The 25,454-nt window shown below is 65.7% G+C and carries 22 protein-coding genes and 2 tRNA genes; 9 read left to right on the forward strand and 15 right to left on the reverse strand.

What is annotated here, in order from left to right; all coding sequences use genetic code 11:
- The first annotated feature begins 378 nt into the window (after positions 1-378).
- Together HNE04_RS07350 and HNE04_RS07355 are read left to right on the forward strand one after the other, a co-directional pair.
- Positions 379-1,110 (forward strand): sel1 repeat family protein, encoded by a 732-nt coding sequence (locus HNE04_RS07350; RefSeq protein ID WP_172217886.1) that lies wholly within the window; start codon positions 379-381, stop codon positions 1,108-1,110.
- Positions 1,111-1,497: 387 nt separating this feature from the next.
- Entirely contained in the window at positions 1,498-1,848 is a 351-nt protein-coding gene (locus HNE04_RS07355; RefSeq protein ID WP_172217887.1) for a Flp family type IVb pilin, read from the forward strand.
- Between the two features lie 229 nt (positions 1,849-2,077).
- On the opposite strand, the gene HNE04_RS07360 is transcribed toward HNE04_RS07355, so the two are convergent.
- From HNE04_RS07360 to HNE04_RS07380, 5 genes are all read right to left on the reverse strand, one after another.
- Positions 2,078-2,153: transfer RNA gene (locus tag HNE04_RS07360), tRNA-Lys, on the reverse strand.
- 25 nt (positions 2,154-2,178) lie between these two features.
- A tRNA-Ala gene (locus tag HNE04_RS07365) sits at positions 2,179-2,254 on the reverse strand.
- 53 nt (positions 2,255-2,307) lie between these two features.
- Positions 2,308-3,681: an NAD(P)H-dependent oxidoreductase gene (locus tag HNE04_RS07370; protein ID WP_172217888.1), complete on the reverse strand. Its 1,374-nt coding sequence runs from the start codon at positions 3,679-3,681 to the stop codon at positions 2,308-2,310.
- Positions 3,678-4,559 (reverse strand): phytanoyl-CoA dioxygenase family protein, encoded by an 882-nt coding sequence (locus HNE04_RS07375; protein WP_172217889.1) that lies wholly within the window; start codon positions 4,557-4,559, stop codon positions 3,678-3,680. Before HNE04_RS07375 ends, HNE04_RS07370 begins: the two co-directional genes overlap by 4 nt.
- Positions 4,556-5,239, reverse strand: a complete 684-nt coding sequence (locus HNE04_RS07380) for a GntR family transcriptional regulator (protein ID WP_172217890.1) — start codon at positions 5,237-5,239, stop codon at positions 4,556-4,558. The genes HNE04_RS07375 and HNE04_RS07380 overlap by 4 nt, the downstream gene beginning before the upstream one ends.
- A 91-nt stretch (positions 5,240-5,330) precedes the next feature.
- Here HNE04_RS07380 and HNE04_RS07385 point away from each other — a divergent pair, with 91 nt between their 5' ends.
- Positions 5,331-6,188, forward strand: a complete 858-nt coding sequence (locus tag HNE04_RS07385; protein WP_172217891.1) for an alpha/beta hydrolase — start codon at positions 5,331-5,333, stop codon at positions 6,186-6,188.
- 2 nt (positions 6,189-6,190) lie between these two features.
- Here the strand turns inward: HNE04_RS07385 and HNE04_RS07390 are convergent, their stop codons facing one another.
- Complete coding sequence (locus tag HNE04_RS07390; RefSeq protein ID WP_172217892.1) at positions 6,191-7,168, reverse strand: GMP reductase; 978 nt, start codon at positions 7,166-7,168, stop codon at positions 6,191-6,193.
- 233 nt (positions 7,169-7,401) lie between these two features.
- Between HNE04_RS07390 and HNE04_RS07395 the strand changes: the two genes are divergently transcribed.
- The gene (locus HNE04_RS07395; protein ID WP_172217893.1) at positions 7,402-7,866 is read left to right on the forward strand and encodes a type II toxin-antitoxin system Phd/YefM family antitoxin; all 465 of its coding nucleotides are present in this window, start codon (positions 7,402-7,404) and stop codon (positions 7,864-7,866) included.
- Entirely contained in the window at positions 7,863-8,408 is a 546-nt protein-coding gene (locus tag HNE04_RS07400) for a DUF6036 family nucleotidyltransferase (protein WP_172217894.1), read from the forward strand. Before HNE04_RS07395 ends, HNE04_RS07400 begins: the two co-directional genes overlap by 4 nt.
- On the opposite strand, the gene HNE04_RS07405 is transcribed toward HNE04_RS07400, so the two are convergent.
- Positions 8,405-9,100, reverse strand: coding sequence for a hypothetical protein (locus tag HNE04_RS07405; protein WP_172217895.1), 696 nt, complete (start codon positions 9,098-9,100; stop codon positions 8,405-8,407). The two genes, HNE04_RS07400 and HNE04_RS07405, sit on opposite strands and share 4 nt — an antisense overlap.
- 24 nt (positions 9,101-9,124) lie before the next feature.
- Here HNE04_RS07405 and HNE04_RS07410 point away from each other — a divergent pair, with 24 nt between their 5' ends.
- Genes HNE04_RS07410 through HNE04_RS07420 form a run of 3 tightly spaced genes read left to right on the forward strand, consistent with a single transcriptional unit; the run spans position 9,125 to position 13,729 of the window.
- Complete coding sequence (locus HNE04_RS07410; protein WP_172217896.1) at positions 9,125-11,506, forward strand: UvrD-helicase domain-containing protein; 2,382 nt, start codon at positions 9,125-9,127, stop codon at positions 11,504-11,506.
- Position 11,507: 1 nt separating this feature from the next.
- Positions 11,508-12,305 carry an IclR family transcriptional regulator gene (locus HNE04_RS07415; RefSeq protein WP_172217897.1) on the forward strand — a complete coding sequence of 266 codons (798 nt, stop codon included), beginning with the start codon at positions 11,508-11,510 and terminating at the stop codon, positions 12,303-12,305.
- On the forward strand, positions 12,302-13,729 hold the full coding sequence (locus tag HNE04_RS07420; RefSeq protein ID WP_172217898.1) for an ArnT family glycosyltransferase: 1,428 nt from the start codon (positions 12,302-12,304) through the stop codon (positions 13,727-13,729). The genes HNE04_RS07415 and HNE04_RS07420 overlap by 4 nt, the downstream gene beginning before the upstream one ends.
- On the opposite strand, the gene HNE04_RS07425 is transcribed toward HNE04_RS07420, so the two are convergent.
- Genes HNE04_RS07425 through HNE04_RS07440 form a run of 4 tightly spaced genes read right to left on the reverse strand, consistent with a single transcriptional unit; the run spans position 13,687 to position 19,506 of the window.
- Positions 13,687-16,770, reverse strand: a complete 3,084-nt coding sequence (locus tag HNE04_RS07425; protein ID WP_172217899.1) for an efflux RND transporter permease subunit — start codon at positions 16,768-16,770, stop codon at positions 13,687-13,689. The genes HNE04_RS07420 and HNE04_RS07425 overlap by 43 nt on opposite strands.
- Positions 16,767-17,867, reverse strand: a complete 1,101-nt coding sequence (locus HNE04_RS07430; protein ID WP_172217900.1) for an efflux RND transporter periplasmic adaptor subunit — start codon at positions 17,865-17,867, stop codon at positions 16,767-16,769. Before HNE04_RS07430 ends, HNE04_RS07425 begins: the two co-directional genes overlap by 4 nt.
- A 32-nt stretch (positions 17,868-17,899) precedes the next feature.
- Positions 17,900-19,285, reverse strand: a complete 1,386-nt coding sequence (locus HNE04_RS07435) for an efflux transporter outer membrane subunit (protein WP_172217901.1) — start codon at positions 19,283-19,285, stop codon at positions 17,900-17,902.
- Positions 19,282-19,506: a hypothetical protein gene (locus tag HNE04_RS07440; RefSeq protein ID WP_172217902.1), complete on the reverse strand. Its 225-nt coding sequence runs from the start codon at positions 19,504-19,506 to the stop codon at positions 19,282-19,284. Before HNE04_RS07440 ends, HNE04_RS07435 begins: the two co-directional genes overlap by 4 nt.
- A 111-nt stretch (positions 19,507-19,617) precedes the next feature.
- Between HNE04_RS07440 and HNE04_RS07445 the strand changes: the two genes are divergently transcribed.
- A complete protein-coding gene (locus HNE04_RS07445) occupies positions 19,618-22,494 on the forward strand; it encodes an ATP-binding protein (protein WP_172217903.1) in 2,877 nt (958 codons plus the stop codon).
- Between the two features lie 13 nt (positions 22,495-22,507).
- On the opposite strand, the gene HNE04_RS07450 is transcribed toward HNE04_RS07445, so the two are convergent.
- The 4 genes from HNE04_RS07450 to HNE04_RS07465 form a co-directional block, all read right to left on the reverse strand.
- Positions 22,508-23,257, reverse strand: coding sequence for a twin-arginine translocation signal domain-containing protein (locus HNE04_RS07450; RefSeq protein ID WP_172217904.1), 750 nt, complete (start codon positions 23,255-23,257; stop codon positions 22,508-22,510).
- Positions 23,254-24,012: a BPSS1780 family membrane protein gene (locus HNE04_RS07455; RefSeq protein ID WP_172217905.1), complete on the reverse strand. Its 759-nt coding sequence runs from the start codon at positions 24,010-24,012 to the stop codon at positions 23,254-23,256. The genes HNE04_RS07450 and HNE04_RS07455 overlap by 4 nt, the downstream gene beginning before the upstream one ends.
- Before the next feature lie 121 nt (positions 24,013-24,133).
- Complete coding sequence (locus HNE04_RS07460; RefSeq protein WP_172217906.1) at positions 24,134-25,111, reverse strand: homoserine kinase; 978 nt, start codon at positions 25,109-25,111, stop codon at positions 24,134-24,136.
- Positions 25,111-25,443 (reverse strand): hypothetical protein, encoded by a 333-nt coding sequence (locus HNE04_RS07465; RefSeq protein ID WP_172217907.1) that lies wholly within the window; start codon positions 25,441-25,443, stop codon positions 25,111-25,113. Before HNE04_RS07465 ends, HNE04_RS07460 begins: the two co-directional genes overlap by 1 nt.
- Between the last annotated feature and the right edge of the window lie 11 nt (positions 25,444-25,454).

The following is a 25,454-nucleotide window of genomic DNA, read 5'->3' on the forward strand; positions in this document are numbered from 1 at the left end:
ATACCTGCCGCACTGGCCAGCGCGGCCGAGAGGGCTGTGATGGCAAGTCTTCGGTTGAATGCGTTCATCGTCTGCTCCCTGAATGGTTTGTGAAGTCTGGAAGGCGGACGACGGCGACACGAGGGACGATCCTCTCTTTTTTGGCAAAGTTTTGTCACACATGCGCGGGACAAATGTCCCGGTTTTCTGTCAGGGTTGCGCCGCGCGAAAAGGGGCTCAATAGGCATGCAAATCGCAGCGGCGTAAGGCCCTTGGCCGAGAGGATGTAGGAGCGTTCCTGCGTCGCGTTTCAAAGTGTCAAAAATAAGGACATATCTCCTACTCACGTAACAAGAGCAACAACTAAGCTTTAGCCCATGTCCTCGAAAAGGAGCATCTATGGAACTCGCCTCAGCTCTAATGGCCGCGCTGGTGTTGCTCGTTGTGTTAATTGCTCTCAGGATCTTGCGCAGGGACTGCTCGCGAAGCACGGATGGCGAACTGGTCCGCTTGCGCGCAGTCCAAGAGAATCGTCTTGCAATCGCCGCAACGGCCGGCGCTGAGCAGTACGACGCAGCGCTCGCGGCCATGGCGAGGCTCATGTCCGAGATGAAGCGGCGTGGGCTGGTGAGCGACCATCAGTTCGTGAATGATCGCGTCTTGCAAGCGACGCTGGAGCATGCGGCAAGGGAGAGATATTCCAGAAGCGTCAGCGAGATTCAGAGGCTCTCGTCAGAGGGCGAGCCGGCGGCGCTGTACCAGATGGGAGTGCTCCTGGATATCGCGAAAGAGGCAGACGCATCGCAGCGGTATCTCGCGAAGGCAGCAGAGGCCGGCGATGCGCAAGGACAGTTCGCCCTTGCCTTGGCCTTGTTCGGGGCGGAAGACCAGCAATCGCCGGGACGAGAACGCGAGGCCTTCAGATGGTTGAAGGTCGCGGCAGACCAAGGCCATGGTCAGGCTCGCAAGGCGCTGAATGGTCTCCTCAGGTCGATGCCGAGCCTCACGATTCAAGGTGCGGTGCTGGACGCCCGACGCTGGATTCAAGCGCAGCACACAGTGCCGCGTTCGCATGACGGCGCACCCGCCATTGCGTCAGATGGTGCGCCCAGGCGTGCCGTACAGAGGTGACTGCCCGCCCGGGCAACCATCGAGAGTGAATATATGCTTGACCTCGAGAACAGACTGTTGGCGTGGAGAAACCTCCACGACGCACTATGCGCGGCGCAATCGGAATTGCGCAAGGCTCGCAGCTGCAATGTTGGCGGCAGGGACCTCGTCGTTCAACTGGAGGCGAAGGTATGGGACCTCCAGCGCAGAAGCGACGAGGCGCTCGCGGCTTTGAACGCGGCCTTTGCAAACCATCAGCAAGCGCGTTACGCCGGCAAGAGGCGCTGGACGGCCGGGCGCTCCGCGAGCATGTTGGACCAGGCCTGCAGGTGCGGGTAGGCAAGCTCGGCTGTTGCAGTCAATGCGAATCGAGCGTAACGTGGGGCAAACCCCAATAAGGAGCGCCCCATGATCGCAGCGAGCAGCCGATTCTTTACAGATGAAAACGGCGCCGGCGTTATCGAATATGCGTTGCTCCTGGCCGTTGTTTCGCTTGGCCTTGTCGTTCAGCTGCTTGCGGTAAAGCCAGACTTTTGTGACTTGAGCACCCGCGTCGCCCAATTGCTGGGCTCACGTGCTGCGCCAGCATCATGTGCGGGCAATCCGATTGGTGGCGGGGGCAATGGCAATGGCAACGGCAATGGTGGTGGAAACGGCGGTGGCAACAATGGCAATGGCGGTGGTGTAGGCGGCGGTGGCGGTACCGGTGGTCCCGGCGGTCCCGGTGTGGGCGGCGGCAGCGGTGGGGGAAAGAAATAGGGCAAAAAAAAGAGGCCGGGATCGGCCTCTAACTTGGAGTCTCTACATGGCATGTAGAGTCCCTACTTTGGAGCTGAAACTGCTGAGCCTGTGTAGGCGGGAACCCTAGAGCTGTGTGGGTCAACGGCTCGCCAAAAAGCGCCGTTCCATAACTGTCACCGTGGCCGAAAACAAAACCGGCCAGCTACCAAATTGATAGCTGGCCGGCGTGTCCCCGAAAGGGTTTCAGTGGTGGGCCCTGAGTGACTCGAACACTCGACCTACGGATTAAGAGTCCGCTGCTCTACCAACTGAGCTAAGAGCCCACTGAAATCGACAAAAAAGAGGCTGTGGTGGAGAGGAGGAGGATCGAACTCCCGACCTTCGCATTGCGAACGCGACGCTCTCCCAGCTGAGCTACCCCCCCACAGCAACGCGTAGTTTAGCAAAACAAGTTACTCGCGCGGGGAACAATCCGTATTATGCCAAAACTGGAAGCGTGGTTTTTTCCGGGGCCGCGGCGAACATCGCCTCCATCTGTTTTCGGATCTTGTAGGCGTGCGTCGTGGTGTCCATGGCGACGTCCGCCCAGCTCAGGCTCTGCCCCTTTTTCACCGGCCGTATCACCTTGACGCTGTGGGCCAAGCCCAGGGGCAGCCCGCCCATACGGCTCGACTTCTCGGCCGGCAGCAGCTTGCCCCATACCGTGTAGCCGCCTTCACCGTCGAGCACGTCGCCCGGCGCCAGGTCGCGCTTGGCTGTGGCCACGACGTCGGCGTTCCAGCAGGTGGCGACGCCCGTCGCTTCGCCGCGCAGCGCCACGCTGGCGACCGACATGCCGACTTCCAGGCCGATCAGGTGCCAGCGCTTGTAGAGCGTGAAATAGCGCCCGGTCGGGTCGGTGTGGGCGTTGTATTCCTCGAAGCAGTTCTTGATGTACTCGGTCTCGGCCTCGACAGTGACCCACACGCCCATGCGGATGTCGTAGGGGATCTTGCGTCCGTTGGTCTCGAGCGAGGAGATGACTTCGACCATGCCCTTGCGCTCCAGCACGCCGCCTTCGATGATCGGCCGGGTGACGAAGGGGATGTCTTCCACGCTGGCCGGCGGGTAGAGCAGGCCGTTGCTCGGCACGCCCAGGCCGGTGGCGTTGGCCACGGCGGTGCTTTCAATGGAAGGCTTGGAGCCGTCCAGGAAACTGTTGAACATCTTGGGGTTGAGACCGCCGCGTTGGGCCTGCTCGGGCGTGAGGCCGTAATAGCCCCATACCGTTTCGGGCGTCGATTCGCTGAAGTGCGGCAGCCACTTGTGGCCGCGCCCGGCGGCGACCACCGGGAAACCGCAGGTCCGCGCCCAGTCCACCAGGTCGCAGATCAGCGCGGGCTGGTCGCCGAACGCGAGCGAATAGATCACGCCGGCCTCGGCGGCCTTGCGCGCCAGCAGCGGCCCGCAGAACGCATCGGCTTCCACGGTGACGTTCACCACGTGTTTGCCATGGGTGAAAGCTTCGAGGCAGTGGTCTACCGCCGCGATCGGGTGCCCGGTGCATTCGACGATGACGTCGATGGCGGGATGGCGAACCAGGGCCTGCCAGTCCTCGCCCACGTGGGTGGCGCCGGACTTGAGGGCCTGGTCCAGCGATGCGGCTTGCGTTTGCTCCGCCTTCCAGCCGACCCGGGCCAGATTGGCGCGAGCTGCGTCCGGCGAGAGGTCGGCGATGCCCACCAGGTGGACGCCCGGCGTGCGCGGAATCTGGGCCAGGTACATCGAGCCGAACTTGCCGGCGCCAATGAGGCCCACGCGTATCGGCTTGCCCTTGGCAGCGCGCTGCTGGAGTTGGGTATGAAGGCTCATGCTGCTTCTCTGATTTCTTCGAACGGCACGGCGGTCGTTTCCAGCGCGCTGGCCGGCAGGCCGTTCTTCCATGGCAGATCCACCGGATAGTCCTTCAACAGGCAATCGTCCGGCAGGCACTCGATGGGGGCGAAGTCGCGGTGGGCGATGTACTCGGGCCGCTTGAAACGCCGGATGTGGTTGGACACGGCGCACAGGCTCAGATAGACGCTGACGCGGTTCCACGGCGAGAGGTTGCTGCTGGACGCGTGCACCAGGCAGCTGTGGAAAAGGATCATCGAACCGGCCGGCCCCTTGGGGCTGACGATGCCGCCGTTCTTGCCGCCGGCGCGTTCCACCAGCTGCGCGATGAGGTCGTTGTCCACGGTCCAAAGCGGATAGCTGGTGGTGGTGAGGTCGTGCTTGGCCTCGACCACGCCCTTCTTGTGGCTGCCGGGGATGAACATCAGCGGGCCGTTGTACTCGTTGACGTCGTCCAGGAAGATGGCGACGTTCATGGCCCGCTCGGTGGGCATCATGTCGTCGTTGAGCCAGGTGCCGTAGTCCTGGTGCCACTGCCAGACGTCGCCTTCGAAGGCCATCTTGCCGTTGATCTTGAACTGGTGCATGTACACCTCTTCGTCGAAGAGGTCCATCACCGGCTGGACCATGCGTGGATGGCGCGCGAGCTTGGCGAACGGCTTGCTGTACATGTGGGCGGCGAAGTTCGTGCGCACAGCCTCCTTGCCCTTTTCGCGGACGTTGTAGGCCTCGCGGCGGCTGTACAACTCGGGGACCTCGTCAGTCAGGGCCTTCATTTCCTCGCGCGTGAACTGCCCGGGGAAGAACAGGTAGCCTTCGCGGTCGAACTGTTCGAGTTGCTCTTTCGTCAGTTTCATGGTGTCTTGTCTCCTTGGGTCTTCAGGACATGGGCCAGCCGCGCGGCCAGGTTCTTGCTGGCGCGCTGGCTGTGCTCTTCGATCAACAGGGCGGCACGATCGCCATTGCCCGCCGCGATCGCCTTGGCGATCGCTTCGTGTTCATCCCACAGGGCCTCGCGCTGCCGGGAGTGCTGCAGCACGGCGCCCATCACCCGGCGCAGGTGCCGCCAATGCTGCTGGGCGCTCTGCTCGATCAGGGGGTTGCCCGATGCGCCGTAGATTGCGTTGTGAAAGGCCAGGTCGGCCTCGATCATGGCCTTGACGTTCTTGCCGCGCGCCGCCTTGCGGCCCGCTTCGATCAGCTTGGGATCGAGGCGGAAGCGCTGCTGGGCCGCCAGCCGCGCGGCCAGCGCGTCGAGCGAGCCGCGCACTTGATACACCTTGGCGATCCAGTCGGCGTCCAGCGGGGCCACCAACACGCCGCGGCCGGGCGCGTCCCGCACGAAGCCGTCTTTCTTCAGCAAGCGCAGCGCCTGCAGTACCGGCTGGCGCGAGACGGCCAGCTTTTCGGCGATGTCTTCCTGGGTGATGCGCTCGCCGGGGGCGAGCGATCCGTCGCTGATCGCGTCCAGCAGGCTGCGATAGACCTGGTCGACGAGGTCGGGCGCGCTTTCGATCTTGACGAGGTGGGCGGTCATGTGCTTTTGAAGTCTGTATACAGAATACAGCCAAAAAAGGGCGCTTGCAAGCTGTGCCAAGATACGCCCAACGAACAAGGAAACTTCTCTGATGAGCACTCGCCACGACGGCCCCTGGCTGGACCGCATGTACAACAACCGCGACCTGGTGCCGGAGCACCCCGGCTTCTTCAGGCGCTGGGCCGCCGAGTCGGCCGAAGCGATGCGCACGCAGCCGCGCGAGCTGGACGTGCGCTATGGCGGTGGGCCCAACGAACACTTGGACATCTTCCCGACGGCGAAGCCGGATGCCCCGGTTGTGGTTTTCATCCACGGCGGCTACTGGCGGTCGCTGGACAAGCGCGACCACTCCTTCGTCGCGCCCGCGCTCACGCGCGAGGGACTCTGTGTGGTCGTCCCCAACTACGCGCTGTGCCCGGCCGTGACCATTCCGCAGATCACCATGCAGATGGTGCAGGCCCTGGCCTGGACCTGGCGCCACATCGCCAAGCATGGCGGCGACCCGAATCGCATTACGGTCGTGGGGCATTCCGCCGGGGGGCACCTGGCGGCGATGATGCTGGCTTGCCTGTGGCCGGTCTACGCCCGCGAGCTGCCGGCGGATCTGGTCAAGGGTGCGCTGTCCATCTCGGGGGTGCATGACCTGGAGCCGATGATGCACACGCCGTTTCTGCAGCCTTCACTGAAGCTCACGACGCAGCAGGTGCGCCAGGCCAGTCCCGCGCTACTGCCGGCACCTGCGGACGGAAAGCTTTTTGCCGTGGCCGGCGGGGATGAGAGTGAAGAGTTTCACCGCCAGGCCCGCGTGATGCGCGAGGCCTGGGGCGAAAGCCGGGTGCCGGTGTGCGAAACCTTGCCCGGCTTGAATCATTTCAGCGTGCTGGAAGCGCTGACGCAGCCCGGCCATCGGCTCAACCAGCTTGCGCTGAAGCTGGCCAAAGGCACGTAGCCCTACATCAACAAGTGTTCACCGGCGTTGTCGCCGCCCAGGATCACGTAGTTCACCTTGCGGATGTCCATCAGCCTCTTGCCACCGGAGTAGCTGATGGAGCTCTGGATGTCTTCTTCCATCTCGCGCAGGGTATCGGGCAGCTTGCCCTTGACCGGCTCCAGGATGCGTTTGCCTTCGACGTGCTTGTACTCGCCCTTGTTGAAGTCGGACGCGCTGCCGTAATACTCCTTGTAGAGCTTGCCATCCACATCCACGGTCTGGCCCGGCGACTCCTCGTGGCCGGCCAGCATGGAGCCGATCATGACCATGGTCGCGCCGAAGCGCACGCTCTTGGCGATGTCGCCGTGCTCGCGGATGCCGCCATCGGCAATGATGGGTTTGGTCGCCACGCGGGCACACCACTTCAGCGCCGACAGCTGCCAGCCGCCGGTGCCGAAGCCGGTCTTCATGCGCGTGATGCAGACCTTGCCGGGGCCCACCCCCACCTTGGTGGCGTCGGCGCCCCAGTTCTCCAGATCGATGATGGCCTCGGGTGTCGCCACATTGCCGGCGATGATGAAGGTGGTGGGCAGCTTCTCCTTCAGGTAGGAGATCATGTTCTTCACCGTGTCGGCATGGCCGTGCGCGATGTCGATGGTCACGTACTCGGGCACCAGGCCCGCGGCCGCGAGCTGATCCACGGTGTCGTAGTCGGCCTTTTTCACGCCCAGTGAAATCGAGGCATACGCGCCCTTGGCGCGCATCTGGCGCACGAAGGCCACGTTGTCCAGGTCGAAGCGGTGCATCACGTAGAAGTAGCCGTTCTGCGCCAGCCACAGGCAGATATTCTCGTCCACCACGGTTTTCATGTTGGCCGGCACCACCGGGATGCGGAAGGTGCGCCCGCCCAGCTCCACGCCGGCGTCGCATTCCGAGCGGCTTTCCACGCGGCACTTGCGCGGCAGCAGCAATACTTTGTCGTAATCGAAGATTTCCATACCAAGCTCCAGAGGGCTGTTTGTTGAACAGGTGAGCGCTTGGACTGTGGCCCGGCCGGTTTCAGCGGAAGGCCGAAACGCAAACCGGGCCGCAAGATGCTTGGGCCCGGTGATTGATTTTACCCGCCGCTGTCCGCGGCGTGATCCGGCGATTCGTATAGACCTTATGGACGCGAGGAGGCTGGGGTTTTTCGAGAATTGTCTAAAACTCATAAATTGTCTAAAATCTCCAAATGGACACGGTAGCCGCATCCCACGTCAAGCAGAACTTCGGCGAAGTATTGGCACGAGCTGCGCTTGGGCCCGTCGGAGTGGAGCGCCACCGCAAACTCGTCGCCGCTATCGTCCCGCCGCAGTGGTTGCTGCAACATCAACCGCTGGATGAGCGTCGTGCCGCACGAGCAGCACAGCAGCAAGTGGAATTGCACCGCTTGATCGCCCACCAGGAACTTGGGATCGAACTGCTGTGCGCACCGTCGCCGCAGCAGCGCAAGCGCGTCGAGGCAGCCTTGCACGAGGTGGATCGCTGGGAAGCTGGTCAACTGTGCAGCGCGGACTACATCCAACGCTGGCGCGCCTGGCTGGCGCTGCCGGTAAAGCAGCTCGTGCAGCGAATGTGCTCGGATGCGCAGGGCTGGGGGCGGGCGATGCGCCAAAACTCTCCGTTCACGGCGGCCGGAGTTGGCGGAGTTTCGTGAATCTGGCGTCGCTTTTTCAACTACTGGACGCAGCACGCGGCCTCTGTGGGCACCGCGATTACGTCGTGGTGGGCAGCTTGTCCGTCTTAGGCTTGGCACAGGTGACCGCCATTCCGGCGGACATGACCATGTCTATCGATGCGGATTGCTACACCCCCACCGATCCCGGGCGTGTTTTCGATTTGCAGGCCGAACTGGGTGAAGGCAGCCCCTACCATCGCAGCCACGGAATCTATCTCGACCCGGTATCACCCAAGCTCCCCACCCTGCCCGACGGTTGGGAGCAGAGGCTGATCAGAATCCAGCAAGGCGAGGTGACGGCCGCTTTTCTCGAGCCAAATGACGCCGCAGTGTCCAAGCTCGCCCGGGGCGAGCCGCGCGACCTGCGCTGGGTTCGTGCGGGCTTGAAGGCCGGCATCGTCTCGCTTGCGGCGGTGCGGCTGCGGATGCGCAGCACGGCGTTCCTGGATGCGGAGGAGCAGCAGGTTGCGCTGCAAGCCCTGGAGAGCCTGGCGCAGTCGAAGGCTGGCAAGAGCCGCTAGCGTGCTGCCGGCCGGCAGCGGCTCTGCGCCGCCGCAACGATCTGCCCACGGGCGTCTTCCACCCAGCCCACCACCCGCAGCCGTTCCCGATTGGCGCCTTCGGGGATGCTCATCGGCCGCGACTCCAAGAGGCGGTTTTGCTCTTCTTTCGATAGCTGGGTGGTGTTATCCCAAGCGGTCTGCAACGCATTGCGCACCAGGTTGCGCTCCACGGGCGAACCTTCGGTTCCGGACGGGACGGTTTCCACCAGCAGCAGCCAGGCTTTCCAGGGCCCGCCGCTAGCGGGCTTGAGTTCAATGGAAGTACCGATGTAGTTGTCGAATGGCAGGCCGTGGGCCACCCGCAGCTGGCTGCCGTCGGGGCGCGGCTTCAGGCGCGACGCCTCGGCCTGGAGCGGGGGCTTGCGGCCCAGCGCGTGCAGCCGCTCCAAGCTGTCACGGCTGGCGGCGGCGGAGAGGGGTGCATCGTCGCCACGGCTGCCCGGCACGATCCAGTCCAGCGCCAATTCGCCGCGCCCGGGCCTGGCGGTCTTGGGGTCGCTCCAGCAGGACTCGCAATCGGCGCTGATGAATCGTTCCAGCAAGGCCACGGGCTGGGGTAGGCCGTCGCTGGCACAGGAGGATTGCCCCTGGGCGCCGGCGGCGGCCAGGAGCCCGAACAAAGGAATGGCGAGTCGTGACAGTTTGTTCATCGGGCTACTTCCTACAATGGCCCTATGTTCCCAGAAGTCGCCGCGGGTTCCCCGCTCACCCAGAATCTCAATCCCGAACAGCAGGCCGCCGTCACGCTGCCCAATGAGCACGCGCTGATCCTGGCGGGCGCCGGCTCGGGCAAGACGCGCGTGCTCACCACCCGCATCGCCTGGCTGCTGTCCACCGGCCAGATCTCGCCCGGCGGCGTGATGGCGGTGACATTTACCAACAAAGCCGCCAAGGAAATGATGACACGGCTGCAGGCCATGCTGCCGGTCAATGTGCGCGGCATGTGGATCGGCACCTTCCATGGCCTGTGCAACCGCTTCCTGCGGGCCCATTACAAGCTGGCCAACCTGCCGCAGAGTTTTCAGATCCTGGATACCCAGGACCAGCTTTCGGCGATCAAGCGTCTGATGAAGCAATTCAACGTGGACGAGGAGCGCTTTCCGGCAAAGGAAACGCAGTGGTTCATCTCCGGCTGCAAGGAAGATGGCCTGCGTGCCAACATGGTCGAGGTGCGCAGCGAAGAAGATCGCAAGAAGATCGAAATCTACCAGCTCTACGAAGACCAGTGCCAGCGCGACGGCGTGGTCGATTTCGGGGAGCTGATGCTGCGCAGCTACGAACTGCTGCGCGACAACGACCCGATCCGCGAGCACTACCAGCGGCGCTTCCGCCACATCCTGATCGACGAGTTCCAGGACACCAACAAGCTCCAGTACGCGTGGATCAAGATGCTGGCCGGGCCTGAGAGTTCGGTGTTTGCCGTCGGCGACGACGACCAGAGCATCTACGCCTTTCGCGGCGCGCGGGTGGGCAATATGGCCGACTTCGTGCGCGAGTTCGAGGTCAGGCACCAGATCAAGCTGGAGCAGAACTACCGCAGCCACAGCAACATCCTGGATTCGGCCAACGAACTGATCAGCCACAACAAGACCCGGCTGGGCAAGAACCTGCGTACCGACCAGGGACCCGGCGAGCCCGTGCGCGTGTACGAGGCCCCGACCGACCTGGCCGAGGCGCAATGGATGGTCGAGGAGATGCGGCACCTGGTGCGCGGCGATGGTCCCGAGGGCGGCACCCCGCGCAACGAGATCGCCGTGCTCTATCGCAGCAATGCCCAGAGCCGGGTCATCGAAACCGCGCTGTTCAATGCCGCCGTTCCTTATCGCGTCTATGGCGGCCTGCGGTTCTTCGAGCGGGCGGAAATCAAGCATGCGTTGGCCTACCTGCGCGTGCTCGAGAATCCGCATGACGACACCAGCTTCCTGCGCATCGTGAACTTCCCGCCGCGCGGCATCGGCGCGCGCAGCATCGAGCAGCTGCAGGACGCAGCGCGCGTTGCCGGCTGTTCGCTGCACGATGCCGTGAGCGCCACCACCGGCAAGGCCGGCGCCAACCTCACGTCTTTCGTCGCCAAGATCGATGTGCTGCGCGAGCAGACGGTCAACCTCACGCTGCGCGAGATCATCGACCTGGTGTTGCAGGAGTCGGGCCTCATCCAGCACTACAAGAGCGAGCGCGAAGGCGCCGACCGGGTGGAGAACCTGGAGGAGCTGGTCAACGCGGCCGAGAGTTTCGTCACCCAGGAAGGGTTCGGGCGCGACGCCGTTGCCTTGCCGGTGGACGAACTGGGCCCGGGAACGCTGCGCCAGTCGCCGGCCAGCCAGGGCCTGGATCCGAGCTTGCCCGAAGAAAATGAGCCGGCCCCCGATTACGTGCCGCCCGATGCCGAGACCGGCGAAACGCTGTCGCCGCTGGCCGCATTCCTAACCCACGCGGCGCTCGAGTCCGGGGACAACCAGGCCCAGGCCGGGCAGGACGCGATCCAGCTCATGACCGTGCATTCGGCCAAGGGGCTGGAGTTCGACTGCGTCTTCATCAGCGGCCTGGAAGAGGGCTTGTTCCCCAGCGAGCGCTCGATGACCGAGCACGAGGGCCTGGAAGAAGAGCGGCGCCTGATGTACGTGGCGATCACCCGCGCGCGCAAGCGCCTGTACCTGAGCTATTCGCAGACGCGGCTGCTGCACGGCCAGACGCGCTACAACATCCGTAGCCGGTTCTTCGACGAGCTGCCCGAAGGCGCGATGAAATGGCTCACGCCCAAGAACCAGAGCTTCGGCGGCTCCGCCTTCGGCTTTGGCGCCGGCTATGCCACCTCGCGTGGCGGCGGGGGCGGGGGTTTCAGCAAGGACACCTTTGCCAGCCCGCCGGTCCCCATGCAGAAGTCGCCTTCGCATGGCCTGCACGCGGGCATGAAGGTGTTCCACACCAAGTTCGGCGAGGGCAAGGTGGTGTCGCTGGAAGGGCAGGGCGACGATGCGCGCGCGCAGGTGAATTTCCCCCGGCATGGCATCAAATGGCTGGCCTTGTCGGTGGCCAAGCTGACCCCGGTGACCTGACATGGCCGACGAGCGCCCGCCGAAACGCCCGGTCAACGCCAAGGCCGACCGCCACTTCGTCACGGCGCTCGCGCGCGGCCTCGACGTGCTGAGCGCCTTCCGCTCGCGCGATCGCATGCTGGGCAACCAGGAACTGGCGCGCCGCAGCGGCCTGCCCAAGTCCACCATCTCGCGCCTCACCTACACCCTGACCAAGCATGGCTACCTGGAGCATGCCGACGACGGCAGCGGCAACACCGGATACCGCCTGGGCAGTGCCGTGCTGGCGCTCGGCAGCGCGATGCTTGCGCGCATGGACATGCGCGAGGTCGCGCGCCCCTTGATGCAGGAACTGGCGGACCATTCGCATGCAATGGTGTCGCTGGGCCTGCGCGACAGGCTCAGCATGATCTACGTGGAGAACTGCCGCAGCGAGTCCGCGCTGACCTTGAGCCTGGACGTCGGCTCGCGCATCCCCCTGGCTACCACCGCGATGGGCCGCGCCTACCTGGCTGTGTGCGGCGAGGCCGAGCGCAACGAGTTGATGGAGCGCATCCGCGAACTGGACGCCGTGGCCTGGCCCGGTATCCGCGATGGCCTGGAGCGCGCCCAGGACGAGTATCGCGAGCTGGGCTGCTGCACTTCTTTCGGCGAATGGCAGAAGGATGTGAACGCCATCGCCATCGCGTTCCAACCGCCGGGCGGCCGTTCGGTCATGGCCATCAACTGCGGCGGACCGGGCATCAACCTCTCGCCGGAATTCCTGCTGGCTGAAGTGCGCCCGCGGTTGCTGGAATTGGCGACGCGGCTGGCCCGATGAAAAGAACCCAGTCCATCTCGAGCGAACAACTCTGGACTGGCTCGTTCTTGCTCGCTTGCTCAGCGCTGCTGCTCGTACTGCACGCGACGCATCTCCTCGACAGCGATGAGGGGCTCATTCTTCACGGCGCCTGGAGCATCCTGAACGGACGCACGCTGTACACGGACTTCTTCGAGTTCGTCGCGCCAGGAAGTTTTTACCTCATAGCTGCCGCGTGGAAATTGTTTGGTGCGCACTACTGGATTGCCAAGTCGATCGGGATACTGGCGATCTCCGGTGCAGCCATCGGCGTCTGGCGGATCAGTCAACTCGTGCTTGCTGAACGGCAGGTGGCCGCTCCGCGGTGGGCGATGCTCTTCGGGCCCTTCGTCTTCTGCCTGTTTTCGGGCTACTGGCCCTCCATCAATCACAACACGTTCAATGTTGTCCTGGTGGTATGGAGCACGTTTTTCGTCATCCGCAGCATTCTGCGAAGGAATACGGTTGACGCGGTCATTGGTGGTTTCATCTGCGGCGTCGCCGTGTGGTTCCTGCAGCATCGCGGCGCAGTTGTGGGGGCGACCTCCGTGTTGTTGCTGGGCCTCTTCCACGGCGGCGATGGCGGTCTGGCGAGGTGGAAGAACTCTGCCGCCTTCCTGATCGCCTTCCTGGTTCCGGTCGGGGGGATGCTGCTCTGTTGGCCTGCATCCCTCCTGGTCGAGAACCTCATTTATTTCCCCGCGAATCACTATCTGGAAGTGAATCGGGTCGATTTCTCTGTGTTTGTGCTGGTGGCTACCCTCATTGTTTCGGCGGCTTGGCTTCTGCGTCATGGCTCCAGTCGCGTGGTGTGGTTCTTGATGTCGCTGCAAGTCATCTTGTTCGCGACTGCGCTGCAACGCCCCGATCTCAGCCACATCACGCTGACCCTGTTTCCGTTGCTGGCGCTCTTTCCGCTGTTGGTGAGCGCAGCCCCTGTTGGATCGCGAACTTCGAGATTCTTTCTGATATGGATAGCGGCGGGTCTCCTGTTGCTGAATCTTCAGGTTCCGGTCGTGGTCGCCACCAGATTTTCGACGCCGCTCTTTGAGGAATCGCAACACCCCGCCCTGCGGTACGTGCGGGAAAACTGCGGGGCGTCGCCGTACATCTATGCGGGTCCCTTTGCGCCGGGGTACTACTTTGAGACGGGAAAGCTGAATCCAACGCGCCACTCTTTTCTGTTGAGCAACATGAGCACGAACACTCACTTTGCAGAGGCCCTGAGGGACATCGAGGTGCGCCGTCCGCAATGCATGGTGACCAACTATTCCTCAGTGGACAAGTTCAAGTACGACAGGAAAAACGTCGTCGATGAATATATCCGCAGCAACTATGAGGTGGCTTATGAGGCCGGCCGTCTTCAGGTATGGGTGGCGCGAAGCAAGACCGGCAACTTGCCATAGCGCACCATCCGGCGCAGCGCGCGCTGCGCGTCGTCGATGTAAGTGAACACCGCCGGTACCACCAGCAAGCTCAGCAAAGTCGAGGTCACCAGCCCGCCCAGTACGGCAATCGCCATCGGCGCGCGGAAGCTCGGGTCGGCGCCCAGGCCCAGCGCCAGTGGCAGCATGCCCGCGCCCATGGCAATGGTGGTCATCACGATCGGACGGCTGCGCTTGTGGCAGGCATCGACCAGCGCATCAAGGCGGCTCATGCCCTGGCGCCGGGCGACGATCGCATATTCGACGAGCAGGATGGAGTTCTTGGTCACCACTCCCATCAACATGATCAAGCCGATCATCGAGGGCATGGACATGGCGCTGTTCGTCACCAGCAAGCCGACAAAGGCGCCTCCGATGGACAGGGGCAAGGCCGCGAGGATGGTGATCGGCTGCATGAAGTCCTTGAACAGCAGGACCAGCACACCCCAGATGCACAGCACGCCCACCGCCATTGCAATGCCGAAGCTGACAAACAGCGCTTCCATTTCCTGTGTGTCCCCCAGTTCCACGACCTTCACTCCTGGCGGAAGCAGGCGCAGTCCCGGCAGGGCCAGGGCTTCCTCGTGCAGTTCGCCCAGGTCGCGTGAACCCAGCTCGACGTCGAGTGTCACGTTGCGCCGGCGGTCCAGGCGCGCGATTTGGGCCGGCCCGCTATCCATGCTCAGTCGTGCCACGTTCGCCAACAGCACAGGACCGTCCTTGCCCGGCACCGTCAGGCGCCCCAACGCGGCCAGGTCGGCGCGCACCGCATCGGGCAACTTCACGCGTACCGGGACCTGGCGCTCGCTCAGGTTGAGTTTCGACAGGCCGGTGCTGTAGTCGCCGGCGGTAGCCACGCGCACGGTCTCGGCGATGCTGGCCGCCGTCACGCCCAGATCCGCGGCGCGGGCGAAGTCGGGTCGCACGATGATCTCGGGGCGCGCCAGGCCGGCGCTCGACGAGACGCCGCCGATCCCCTTGAGCGTGCGCAGTTCGCGCTCGGCGCGCTGCGCCGCGCTCGCCAGCAGCGCCGGATCATCACCCTGCAGCACGATTTGCATCTTCACACCGTTGTCCTGGGCGCCAACGCCGAAGCGTGCACCCGGCAACTCAGCCAACCGTTTCCGGATCTGGGCCTCCACCTCGCGGATCGAGGTCTCGCGCTCGGTACGGTGAGCCAAAGTCATGGTCAGCACGGCGCGCCGGGCTTCGGCCGCCGTGCCGGGCGCGAAGGCGTCGCCGGTGGACCCGCCGCCCACCGAGCTGAACACGGATTTCACCTCAGGAACGTCCTCGGCCGCCAGACGCGCGCGCTCGGCCATCTGGTGCGTTTCCGCCAGCGTGCTGCCGGGAGGCAACTCGATGTTTACCAGGGTCTGGGCCCGGTCGCCCGCAGGCACGAAACCGGTCGGCAGCAACATCACCAGGCTGACCGAGCCGACGAAGAACAGGCCCGCAGCCGTGGCCGTGATGCCGCGATGGTGCAGGCACCAGCGCATGGCCCGCATGTACCAGCGCATGAGCCGGCCGTCCTGTTCTTCCTCGTGGACGCCGCCCTTGAGCAGGTAGGCCGCCATCACGGGCGTCAGGAAACGCGCTACCACCAGCGACGCCATGATCGCGACCACGGCCGTCCAGCCGAATTGCTTGAAGAACTTGCCCGGGATTCCGCCCATGAAGGCGGTGGGCAGGAATACCGCCACCAGGGCAAAGGTCGTTGCGATCACCGCCAGGCCGATCTCGTCGGCAGCTTCCATGGCGGCCTGCATCGGAGTCTTGCCCATCTTCAGATGGCGGGAAATGTTTTCCACTTCCACGATGGCGTCATCCACCAGGATGCCGACCACCAGTGCCAGAGCCAGCAAGGTCACCGTGTTCAGCGTGAAGCCGAAGGCGGCCATGCCCAGGAACGCGGGGATCGCGGACAGCGGCAGGGCTGCGGCCGCGACCAGGGTCGCGCGCCAGTCGCGCAGGAACCACCACACCACCAGGATCGCCAGTATCGCGCCCTCGTAGAGCAGGTGCATGGAGCCGTCGAAGTTCTCCTGCACCGGCACGGAGTTGTCCACCACCTGCTTCAGGCTCAGCTGCGGGTAATCGGCCGACAACTTGGCCAGAGCGGTGCGCACACCGTCTGCGACAGCGAGTTCGCTGGCGCCCTTGGAGCGGAATACCTCCACGCCGACCACGCGCCGTCCGTCCTGCAATGCCAGGCTGCGCTGCTCGGCCACGGTGTCGGCCAGGCGTGCCACCTGGTCCAGGCGGATCTTGCGGCCATCGGCCAGCGGCAGTTCCAGCGCCGCCAGTTCGTCCGCGGTCCCGACGGTGGCGATGGTGCGCACGCTCTGCTCGGCGCCGCCGACGTCGCCGCGGCCGCCCGGGGCTTCCTGTTGCACGAGCTTGAGCCGCCGCGACACGTCGATGGCGGAGACATTCAGTGCGGCCATCTTCATCGCGTCCAGTTCCACCCGCACCTCGCGAGTCACCCCGCCGACGCGGCGCACCGCGCCGACACCGGGTACCGAGAGCAGGGCCTTGGTCATCTTGTTGTCGACGAACCAGGACACCTCCTGTTCGTCCAGTGTGTCGGACGAGGCGGAGAGCACCTGCACCACGCGGCCGGCCGTGCTGGCCTTGCTGATGACGGGCTCTTTCAAGTCGCCCGGCAGGTCGGACCGCACGCGGTTGACGGCATCGCGCACTTCGGTCACGGCGTCGGAGGCGTTCTTCTCGATGATGAACTCCACGGTCATCGACACTTCGCCGTCCAGCACCCTGGTGTGGATGTGCTTGATGCCCTGCACGCTGGCGATAGAGTCCTCGATCTTGCGCGCCACCTCGGTTTCCAGCTGGGCCGGCGCGGCGCCGTCCAGCGTGGCATTGACCGTCACCACCGGCAATTCGACGTCGGGGAACTCCTGCACCTGGTTCGCCTTGAAGCCCCACAGGCCGGCCAGCGTGAGCAGGCCGAAGAGCAGGATCACCACTACAGGGTTGCGGATTGCATAGGCTGAGAAGTTCATTGGCCCACCACCTTCACAAAGTCACCGTCGTTGAGAAAGCCCGCGCCGCTGGCGACGAACTGGGTGTCGGCGCCGATGCCGTCCAGCACCTCGATGCTGTCGCGCAGTTGGCGGCCGGTGCGCACTTTGACCTGGCTGACGTGATCTGCGCCCTGCAGCTTGAACACGTAGCTGAAGCCGTCGCGCATCACTACCGCCTGCTGCGGCACGGTGATGGCGCTGGAGCTGCCCAGGGCGAACTCGCCGCGGGCGAACATGCCGGCTTTCAGCGCGTGCGAAGGCGGCAGGTCCACGTAAACGAGCGCGGTGCGCGTGCGCGCATCCACGGTGGGCGCCACCTGCCGCACGCGGGCCGGCAGGCTGCTGCCATCGGCGCCATGAACCGTCACGGCCGATCCCGGCTTCATGCGTACGGCTTCTTCGGGCGTGACTTCCGCGCGCCATTCCAGGCGGCCACCGCGGATCAGGCGGAACAACTCCTGCCCGGCCGGCACCACGGCGCCGGCGGTCGCGCTGCGCGCGGAAATGACGCCGTTGTCCGGGGCCAGTACCTGGGTCTTGGCCAGGCGCAGCTGCTGGGCCCGGGCGGCCGAGCGCTGCGCTTCCAGCCGCGCCAGTGCCGTCTGCTCGGCGGTCAGGTACTGGTTGATCTGCTGTGCGCTCAGTGCGCCGCTGGCGGCCAGCGCCCGCGCGCGTTCGGCGTTCGCCGCGGCGTCGGCCACCTGGGCCTTCGCCTCGGCGACGCCGGCCTCCAGCTGCGCCAGTTCGGCCTGCACGGTTTCGGGTGCGAAGGTGGCGAGCACCTGGCCGCGCTTGACTTCGTCACCGACGTTCACGTGCACTGCCGCCAAGCGCAGGCCGTTGGCTTCCGAGCCGACGCTCGCCTCCTGCCAGGCAGTCACTGTCCCGTTGGCATCGAGCTGCCGGGGCAGGTCCTGACGCTGCGGTTGCGCCAGGCGGACTGTGAGCGCGGGAGCGGCTGTGGCCGGGCTGGGTTCGACCCCGGCTTCCGCTCGGAGCACGAGCAGGGCCGTGGCAACCAGGCTGAGCACGACGGTGCCAGTCCAGATCATCGTCATGGTGTAGGGCGAGTTCATAAGGCTTCTCCGTGGGGTTGAAGGTGAGGAATTCATGCGGTCGGCTCCCAGCCGCCGCCCAATGCGCGGTACAGCGCGATCCAGGCCGCAATGCGCTCTTGCTGCAGGTCGATCAGCGCGGTCTGCGCCTGCACATCGCTGCGGCGAGCGTCCTCCAGCTCGAACAGGCTTGCCAGGCCGCCGCGGTACCGCGCGTCGGCGGCCTGGAGCGAAATGCGAAACCCTCCGGCGGCGGCGCGTGCGTCCTCGGCCCGCTCGGCGGCGCTGCGCAAGCTGACGAGCGCTTCTTCGACCTCGCGCACGGCGGTGCGCAACTTGGCGCGGTAAGCGGCGCCGGCCTCTTCGTAGCGTGCCTCCGCGGCCTTCGTGTTGGCCCGGCGCTGGCCTCCGTCGAAGATGGGCAGTACCAGCGAGATGGGGCCGAAGCTCCAGATGGAACCGCTCGTGCTGCCCATCGCGCTTTCGGCGCGCATCCCGCCGAAGTTGCCCTGCAGCATCAGGCGCGGCCAGCTTTGCGCTTTCGATTGCGTCCATTCCGCGCCCGCGGCCACCAGATCGCGCTCCGCGCCGTAGAGGTCCGGGCGTTGCGCCAGCGCGCGTGCCGGCACACTGTCCACGGCGAACTGTGCCGGGCTTGGCAGGCGCGCCGTGGAGGCCGCCAACTCGGCGCGCAAGGAAGCTTCGTCGGAGGCGGTCAAGGCCACCAGCGCCTTCACCAGCGAAGCGCACTGGGCCCGCTGGGCGGTGGCGCCGGCGCGTCCCTGGGCTGCGCTGGCCCGGGCCAGCGCAGCGCTGCCGGGCGATTGCAGGCCGTGCTGCGCGCTCAGGCCAGTCAGGCGCGAGGTCTCCTCCCGCGAGGCCACGTCGATTTCGGTTTGCACCAAGCGCGCCTCGCAGGCGCGCAGCCCCACGTAGCTGGTCGCCACTTCCGCGGCCACGGCCACGCGCGCCTCATGCCAGCCGGCTTGCGCGGCTTCCAGGCGCGCCTGGGCAGCCCGGGCTCCGGCTCGGCCGCCGCCAAACAGGTCGATTTCCCAGGCCATCTGCAGGCCGTGGGACGTGCTGGTTGCCAACGGCTGACCCAGTTCGGTGCGGCCGCGCGAAGCAGAGATGCTGCCGTCGAGCGATGGCAGCAGGGCCGCGCCGGCTTTCGTGCGGTTGGCCTGCGCCTGGGCGATCCGCGATGTGGCCGAGGCCAGATTGGGGCTGGCGCCTTGCGCGGCGTCGATCAGCCGGCTGAGCAGCGGATCGTCGAACTGGCTCCACCACTGGTTCAGAACAGCGATCTCGCCGCCATGCGGCAGCGGTTCGTGCCAGGCGGCGGGCAAGCGGGCGTCGGCGGCCGGCGTCGCGGCGAGCGCGGGCAGCGCGACCGACGCGCTGATCAGCAAGGAAAGGATGCAAGGCAATGGTTTCATGACGAGGAATCTCCGGAAGCGGCGGCGGGGGACGATGCGTGTGCCAGGTGCAAGGCCAGCCAGTCCAGCAGAGCTTGGCCCGATGCGAACTCGAGGCTGGCGCCGCTAGCCATGTGTTCGATGCGGCCGAACAGGCGGCCTTGCCCGGCCACGGCGTCCCGGTGCAGTTGCAACACGTAGGAGCGGGACTGGGAATAGTTGGGAAGGGAATGCAGAACCATGGCGCAAGCGTAGGTTTTGCGCGGGTGAAAGTCGTCACGGCACGGTCTGGTTTCAGTCTGGATTCAGTCCGGTGATTGCATTAGAGTGAAGCAAAATCCCCGGGGGCTACGTTGGCAGATACTCAACCGCTGCTGGCTCAGTTCGATGCGTTCGTCCTGGACGAGGCCAATGCGCGCATCGACCGGGACGGGGTTCCGCTGGATCTGCCGCCACGCGCTTTTGCCGTGTTGTGCGCGCTGGCGCGGCAGGACGGGCGGCTCGTCGTGAAGGACGCGCTCCTCGACGCCGTCTGGGGCCATCACCATGTCAGCGAGTCGGTGCTCAAGACGACCATCAGCCAGCTGCGGGCAGCCCTCGCCGATGACCCGAAGACGCCGCGTTACATCGAGACGGCGCCACGGCGAGGCTACCGTTTCATCGCGCCATTGCGTGCGCCTTCCGCTTCGGCCGCGCCACCGGCAGTCGCCGCCCACCTCGTCGGCCGCGAAGAGTCGCTCGCCTTCCTGCGCCAGCGCCTGGAACGCGCAGCGCAGGGCCGCTGCCAGGTGGTGCTGGTGGCGGGCGAGCCGGGCATCGGCAAGAGCACGTTGATCGCGCGTTTCCTCGAGGAGCATCCCGCCACTGCGCAGGCGGTCGGCCAATGCGTGGAGCAATACGGCACCGGCGAGCCCTACATGCCGGTACTGGAGGCTCTGAACGCGCTGTGCCGCTCGCCCGCCGCGCCCGGCCTGCTGGACCTGATGCGCTGCGTCGCCCCCACCTGGCTGGTGCAGTTGCCCTGGTACCTGCGCGACTCGGATCGCCTGCAGCTGCAAAGAGAGGTCGCCGGCGCCACCCAACAGCGCATGTTGCGCGAGTTGGGTGAATTGATGGACCGGCACACAGCGGCGCATCCGCTCGTCCTGGTGCTCGAAGATCTGCACTGGAGCGATGAGGCGACTGTGCAATGGATCGGTTACCTGGCGCGCAAGCGCAGTGCCGCGCGGCTGCTCGTCATCGGGAGCTTCCGACCCGCCGAAGTCATCGCCGGCGATCATCCGCTCAAGGGCCTGCGCCAGGAGCTCAAGCTGCACCGTCTGTGCGACGAACTCGACCTGGAGGCTTTCTCGGAGCGCGAGGTGGCGCACTATCTCGCCAACCACAGTCCCGGCCGCCAATTCAGCGAGAACTTTGTGCGCCGGCTGCACAGGCACACCGAGGGCCTGCCGCTGTTCGTGGCCAACCTTGTCGATGCGCTGGAGGCGGAGGGCGGCCTGGAACCGTCCGGCGCTGACCTGCCGGTGCCGACGAACATCGTTGGCGTGGTCGAGAAGCAGATCGCGCGGTTGCCGGCGCAGTTGCGGCAGTGGCTGGGCGCGGCCAGCGTGGCGGGCGCGGAATTTCCCGACATCGCGCTGGCCGATGCCCTGGAGGTCGAACCGCAGGCGGTGAGCGAAGCTTTCGATGCGCTGGTGGCGCAGCAGCAGTGGCTGCGCGGCGCGGGCAGCAGTCAGCTGGGCGACGGGCGGACCGCGGCACGCTACGGGTTCAACCACGCCCTGTACCGGCATGTGTTCTACCAGTCGCTTGGTGAGGCACGCCGCATTTACTGGCACCGTCGAATGGCGGCGGCCTTGGAGCGGCTGCATGGCCGGGCCGCCGTTGAGATAGCGGGCGAACTCGCGATGCACTTCGAACGTGGCCAGCAGTTGCCCCGGGCCATCTTCTATTTGCAGCTCGGCGCAGCCCGCGCGCTCGGACGATTTGCGCCGAGCGAGGCGTTGCACGCGGCGCGCCACGGGCTGGAGCTATTGGCGGCTTTGCCGCCGGGCGAGGCCGGACTGGCAATGGAGCTGGACTTGCGTGTGCTCGAGGGCGTGTCGCTGGCGCAGCTGACCGTGTTCTCGAGTCCGGAGGTTGGCGCCGTTTTTGACCGGGCCCAGGTGCTGTGCGACCAGCTCCCGGCCAGTCCCGTCCAGGCGCGAGCGCTGCACGGGCTGTGGTGGGTGACGTTCGGCCGGGGCGAACTGGAGCGTGCGCGTGGCCTTGCCGAACGCATCCTCGCGCTTGGCGTAAGCACGGGCGATGCAAGCCTGCTCGTGGCGGGATCCAGCGCGCTGGGCATGACCCTCACCCACATAGGCGACCTGCCGGGGGCACGACGCCATCTCGAAGCCGCGCTCGAGGCCTACGCCGCAGCCGGGCAGTCACTGTCCGCGGAGCTCTTCGTGCAGGATCCCGGCGTGGAGGCGCTCAGCTACCTTGGCGTGCTGACCTGGTGGATGGGAAGTCCAAGCCGGGCGCGAGACTTCATAGCCCGGGCACAGGCTGCCGCCGAGCGCATCCGGCACCCGCCGACCCAGGCGATCGCGCTGCATCTGGCCGCCGTCGTGCATTCGATGGGGCGCGAGTATGCGCAGGTGAAGGAAAAGACCCGGCGCATCTACGAATTGGTGGAAGGCCATTGGCTTGCCGGTGGCCCCAGCGCCCATGGCTGGATCTACGGGCGAGCAATGGTGGCGCTGGGCGAGGTAGAGGAGGGCCTGGCTGCCATGCGCGACGCCGCCCAGCGCTGCGACGAGATCGGCTTGCGCGTGGGCCTGACCGGCTTTCACCAGATGTACGCGGACGCCTGCCGCACCCTGGGCCGTAGCGACGAGGCCATGAAGTCCATCGACCGGGGCTTGGCCCTGGCACGCAGCGGCAGCGAGCATTGCCTGCTGTCTCCACTGCAGCGCGTGCGCGGCGAGCTGCTGCTGGAGCGCGGCGATGCCGAAGCTGCTGCCGTCGCGTTGGACTTCGCGATGGCACAAGCCCGTGCGCGGGGCGCGATGCAACACGAGCTGGAAGCGCTGGTGGTTTGGTGCCGGCTGCCGCAAATCGCGGCGCCCGATGCGCGTCACGCGCTGCGGGACATGCTGGGCCGCTACGGCGAAGAGTCGGGGCCCGCGGCCGAGGAGGCGCGCAGGGCGCTGGCGAAGCTGGATGGCGAACTGCAGCCCCGCTGACGCGCGGGCGCAGTTACTTCATCAGCGGATGCGCCTGCCCGGGCTTTTGGTCCATGTACCCGCTGCCATCGAGCACACCCTTCTTGCCCGCGATCTGCCAGGCCGTGCGCTGGTTGACGAGTTGCGCCAGGTATTCGAGCTCTTCGTCGGTATGGTTGATCGCCTTGGCCGGCGTCAGGAAGCGGCCGTCCTTCGCTTCGGGCTCGCCCCAGAACGACTGGTGGTACTCGGCGCGCGATACGGTCCTGTCCGGCCCCGCGCCCATCTCCACCTCGCCGTAGCAGTTGCAGAAGTAGCTGCGATAGTTCTGCTGCGGGAACACCTCGGTGTAGACGCCCGTGCCGCGGATGCCGGCGGTCAACGTCGGGGTGACGATCTGGCGGCTGGTGCCGCGTCCCCAGACGCTGGCCACTGCGCCCGTGAGCATGCGCAGCACGCTGACGGAATTGAGTGTGGCGCCGCGATCTATGGTCAGGCGCGAGTTCTGCCGCACCTGGAAGGCCGTGGTGCCGACGACGAACACCAGGTGGGAGCCGGGCCCGGTTTCTACGCTGTCCCCCGTCTGGATGGTTTGCTGCGGATTCATCGGCTGGCCGTTGAGCATTGCGTCACCGCGCAAGTCCACGATGTTGCTGCGCCGTTGCGCCTGCGCCGCGCCAAAACCGCCCATGGCCGTCCAGGCCGCCGCCGCCTGCAAAAAGCTCCGGCGCTGGAACCAGAGGGATTCGGATTCGGTACGGCCTTGCAGGATGTGCTGTGTCATATGGGCTCTCCGGGGGGTTGTTGTTCGGGGTCGGGCGTGGCGACGAAGCTGTCACGAAAGGTGAAATAAATCGAGGTGGAAAACATCGCGGCCATCAGCAAGGCCAGCGGCATCATCACGGCGCGCGCCATCGAGGCGCCGCCCAGCAGCGCACCCACCAGGCCGAAAGCCGAGCCGATGCCCAGGAACACGGCCAGCCAGGCCATGCCGTAGACGAGGAACGCCCCGAAATTCCTCAGGCAGGCCACGACGCTGAAGAAAAGGCTCTTGACCGGCGAGACGCCATGCCAGTGCACCAGCGCGGGCGCGTGCCAGAACATCAGGAACAGCGGCGTGTGCAAGGCCAGGGCCAGCAGGGTGGCAAGGTCGATCTCGCCCTCCGCCGCCGGAACCCCGCCCGTGAGCAGCGAAGCCACGCTGGTGACCGCCATGGAGCCGAGGGTGTAGATCACCCCCAGCACCAGCATGGCCCGCACCCGCTGGCGCCCCGCCCGGAACGCGCTGATCAGCACGGACGGCATGGGAAACCGGCCCTTGGTCGCCTCTTCGGTCGCAGCCATCAGGCCCAGGGTCGCGGCCGGCACCAGCATGCCTCCGACGATCACGCCCACGACGGGAATCATCGCCACCACGATCACGGCCGTCATGTACATGAAGAACAGCCCGGCCAGTGCCAGCGGCTGCTTGGAGAAGGTTTGGATGCCGAGCTTGACCCATTGGATGCCAATGCGTGCGGGAACAATGTTGAGTTTCATTGACAGGTACGAAGGAAGAGTCGCAGTGGACGCGGATTTATTGCGGAAAACTCGGCCGTGGAGGGCGCTTGCGTGACAAATTTAACGCAAGTGCCCAGTTCGGCCGGCCGTGAAGGGCGAATCAGTCGCGGGAGGCCGGATGCGCGACCCGCTGGCGCAGCACCCGCTCGATGTGGCTCGGATCGTGGGCTTTGAGCATGGCCGCCTCGCGCGGCAGGTGGTAATCCCACAGCCGCGAGATCCAGAAACGCAGGGCGGCGGCACGCAGCATGGCCGGCAGCAGTTCGCGCTCCGCCGCAGCCAGCGGCCTGACGCCGCCATAGGCGCGCAGGAACGCCGCCGCCCGTTGGGGTTCGTGGGCACCGGTTTCCAGGTCGACGCACCAGTCGTTCAGGCACACGGCGATGTCGAACAGCCAGCTGTCCACGCCCGCGAAGTAGAAATCGAAGAAGCCGGAGAGGCGGCCCTCCTCGAACATGGCGTTGTCGCGGAACAGGTCGGCATGGATGGGGCCGCGGGGCAGGGCCGCATAGGCCGAGCCGGCGGCGACATGGTTTTGGTAGGCCAGTTCGCTCTTGAGCAGGGCAGCCTGCGAGGCGTCCGCATAAGGCAGCACCACCGGCACGGTCTCGTTCCACCAGGAAATGCCGCGCAGGTTGGGCTGGCTGCGGGGATAGTCACGCGCTGCCAGATGCATGCGCGCCAGCATGTCACCCACCGCCGCGCAATGCGCGGTCGTGGGCGCCAGCTCGCTATGGCCGCGCAGCTTGTCCACCACCGCTGCCGGCTTGCCGCAAACCGTGTGCAGGATCTGGCCGTCGGGATTTTCCGCGCTGGCACTGGCGGGCACCGCCTGGGGCTCGGGCACCGGGATGCCGCGCTGCGCCAGGTGTTTCATCAGGTGCAGGTAGAACGGCAGCTGCTCGAACGTCAGGCGCTCGAACAGGGTCAGCACGTACTCGCCCCGGTCCGTCGTCAGGAAGTAGTTGGTGTTCTCTATCCCACCCTGGATGCCGCGCAGTTCGCGCAGCTCGCCCAGGGCCAGCGCGCGCACAAGCTCGCCGGCCTCGCTCTCCGAGACTTCCGTGAAGACCGCCATCAGAATTTAAAGAAGTTCCACACCCGCTTGCCGGTGGCACTGCTCATGCCGTCGCGGTGGTCGGTCGGCCGGGAGCGCGACAGGTCGGTGGGTTGGCTTTCGTATTCCGGCATGCCCCCTTTGGGCTGCACCACGATGCTCTGCGTCTGGCCGCCATAGCGAACCTCGTCGATGATCGTCGCCCGGTCCTCGATGTGGATGCGTTCGACCTTCTGGTTCTTGCGGCCTTCGGTCTGCTGGGACTCCTGCACGAGCGGCGGGGCCGGCACGGTCTGGGCGGCCAGGGCCGTGCAGACCAGGAAGGGGGCGAGCAGCAGGAATCGGGGGTGCATGGGGAGATTGT

The organism is Caenimonas soli (assembly GCF_013155545.1).
Classification (GTDB): Bacteria; Pseudomonadota; Gammaproteobacteria; order Burkholderiales; family Burkholderiaceae_C; genus Ramlibacter; species Ramlibacter soli.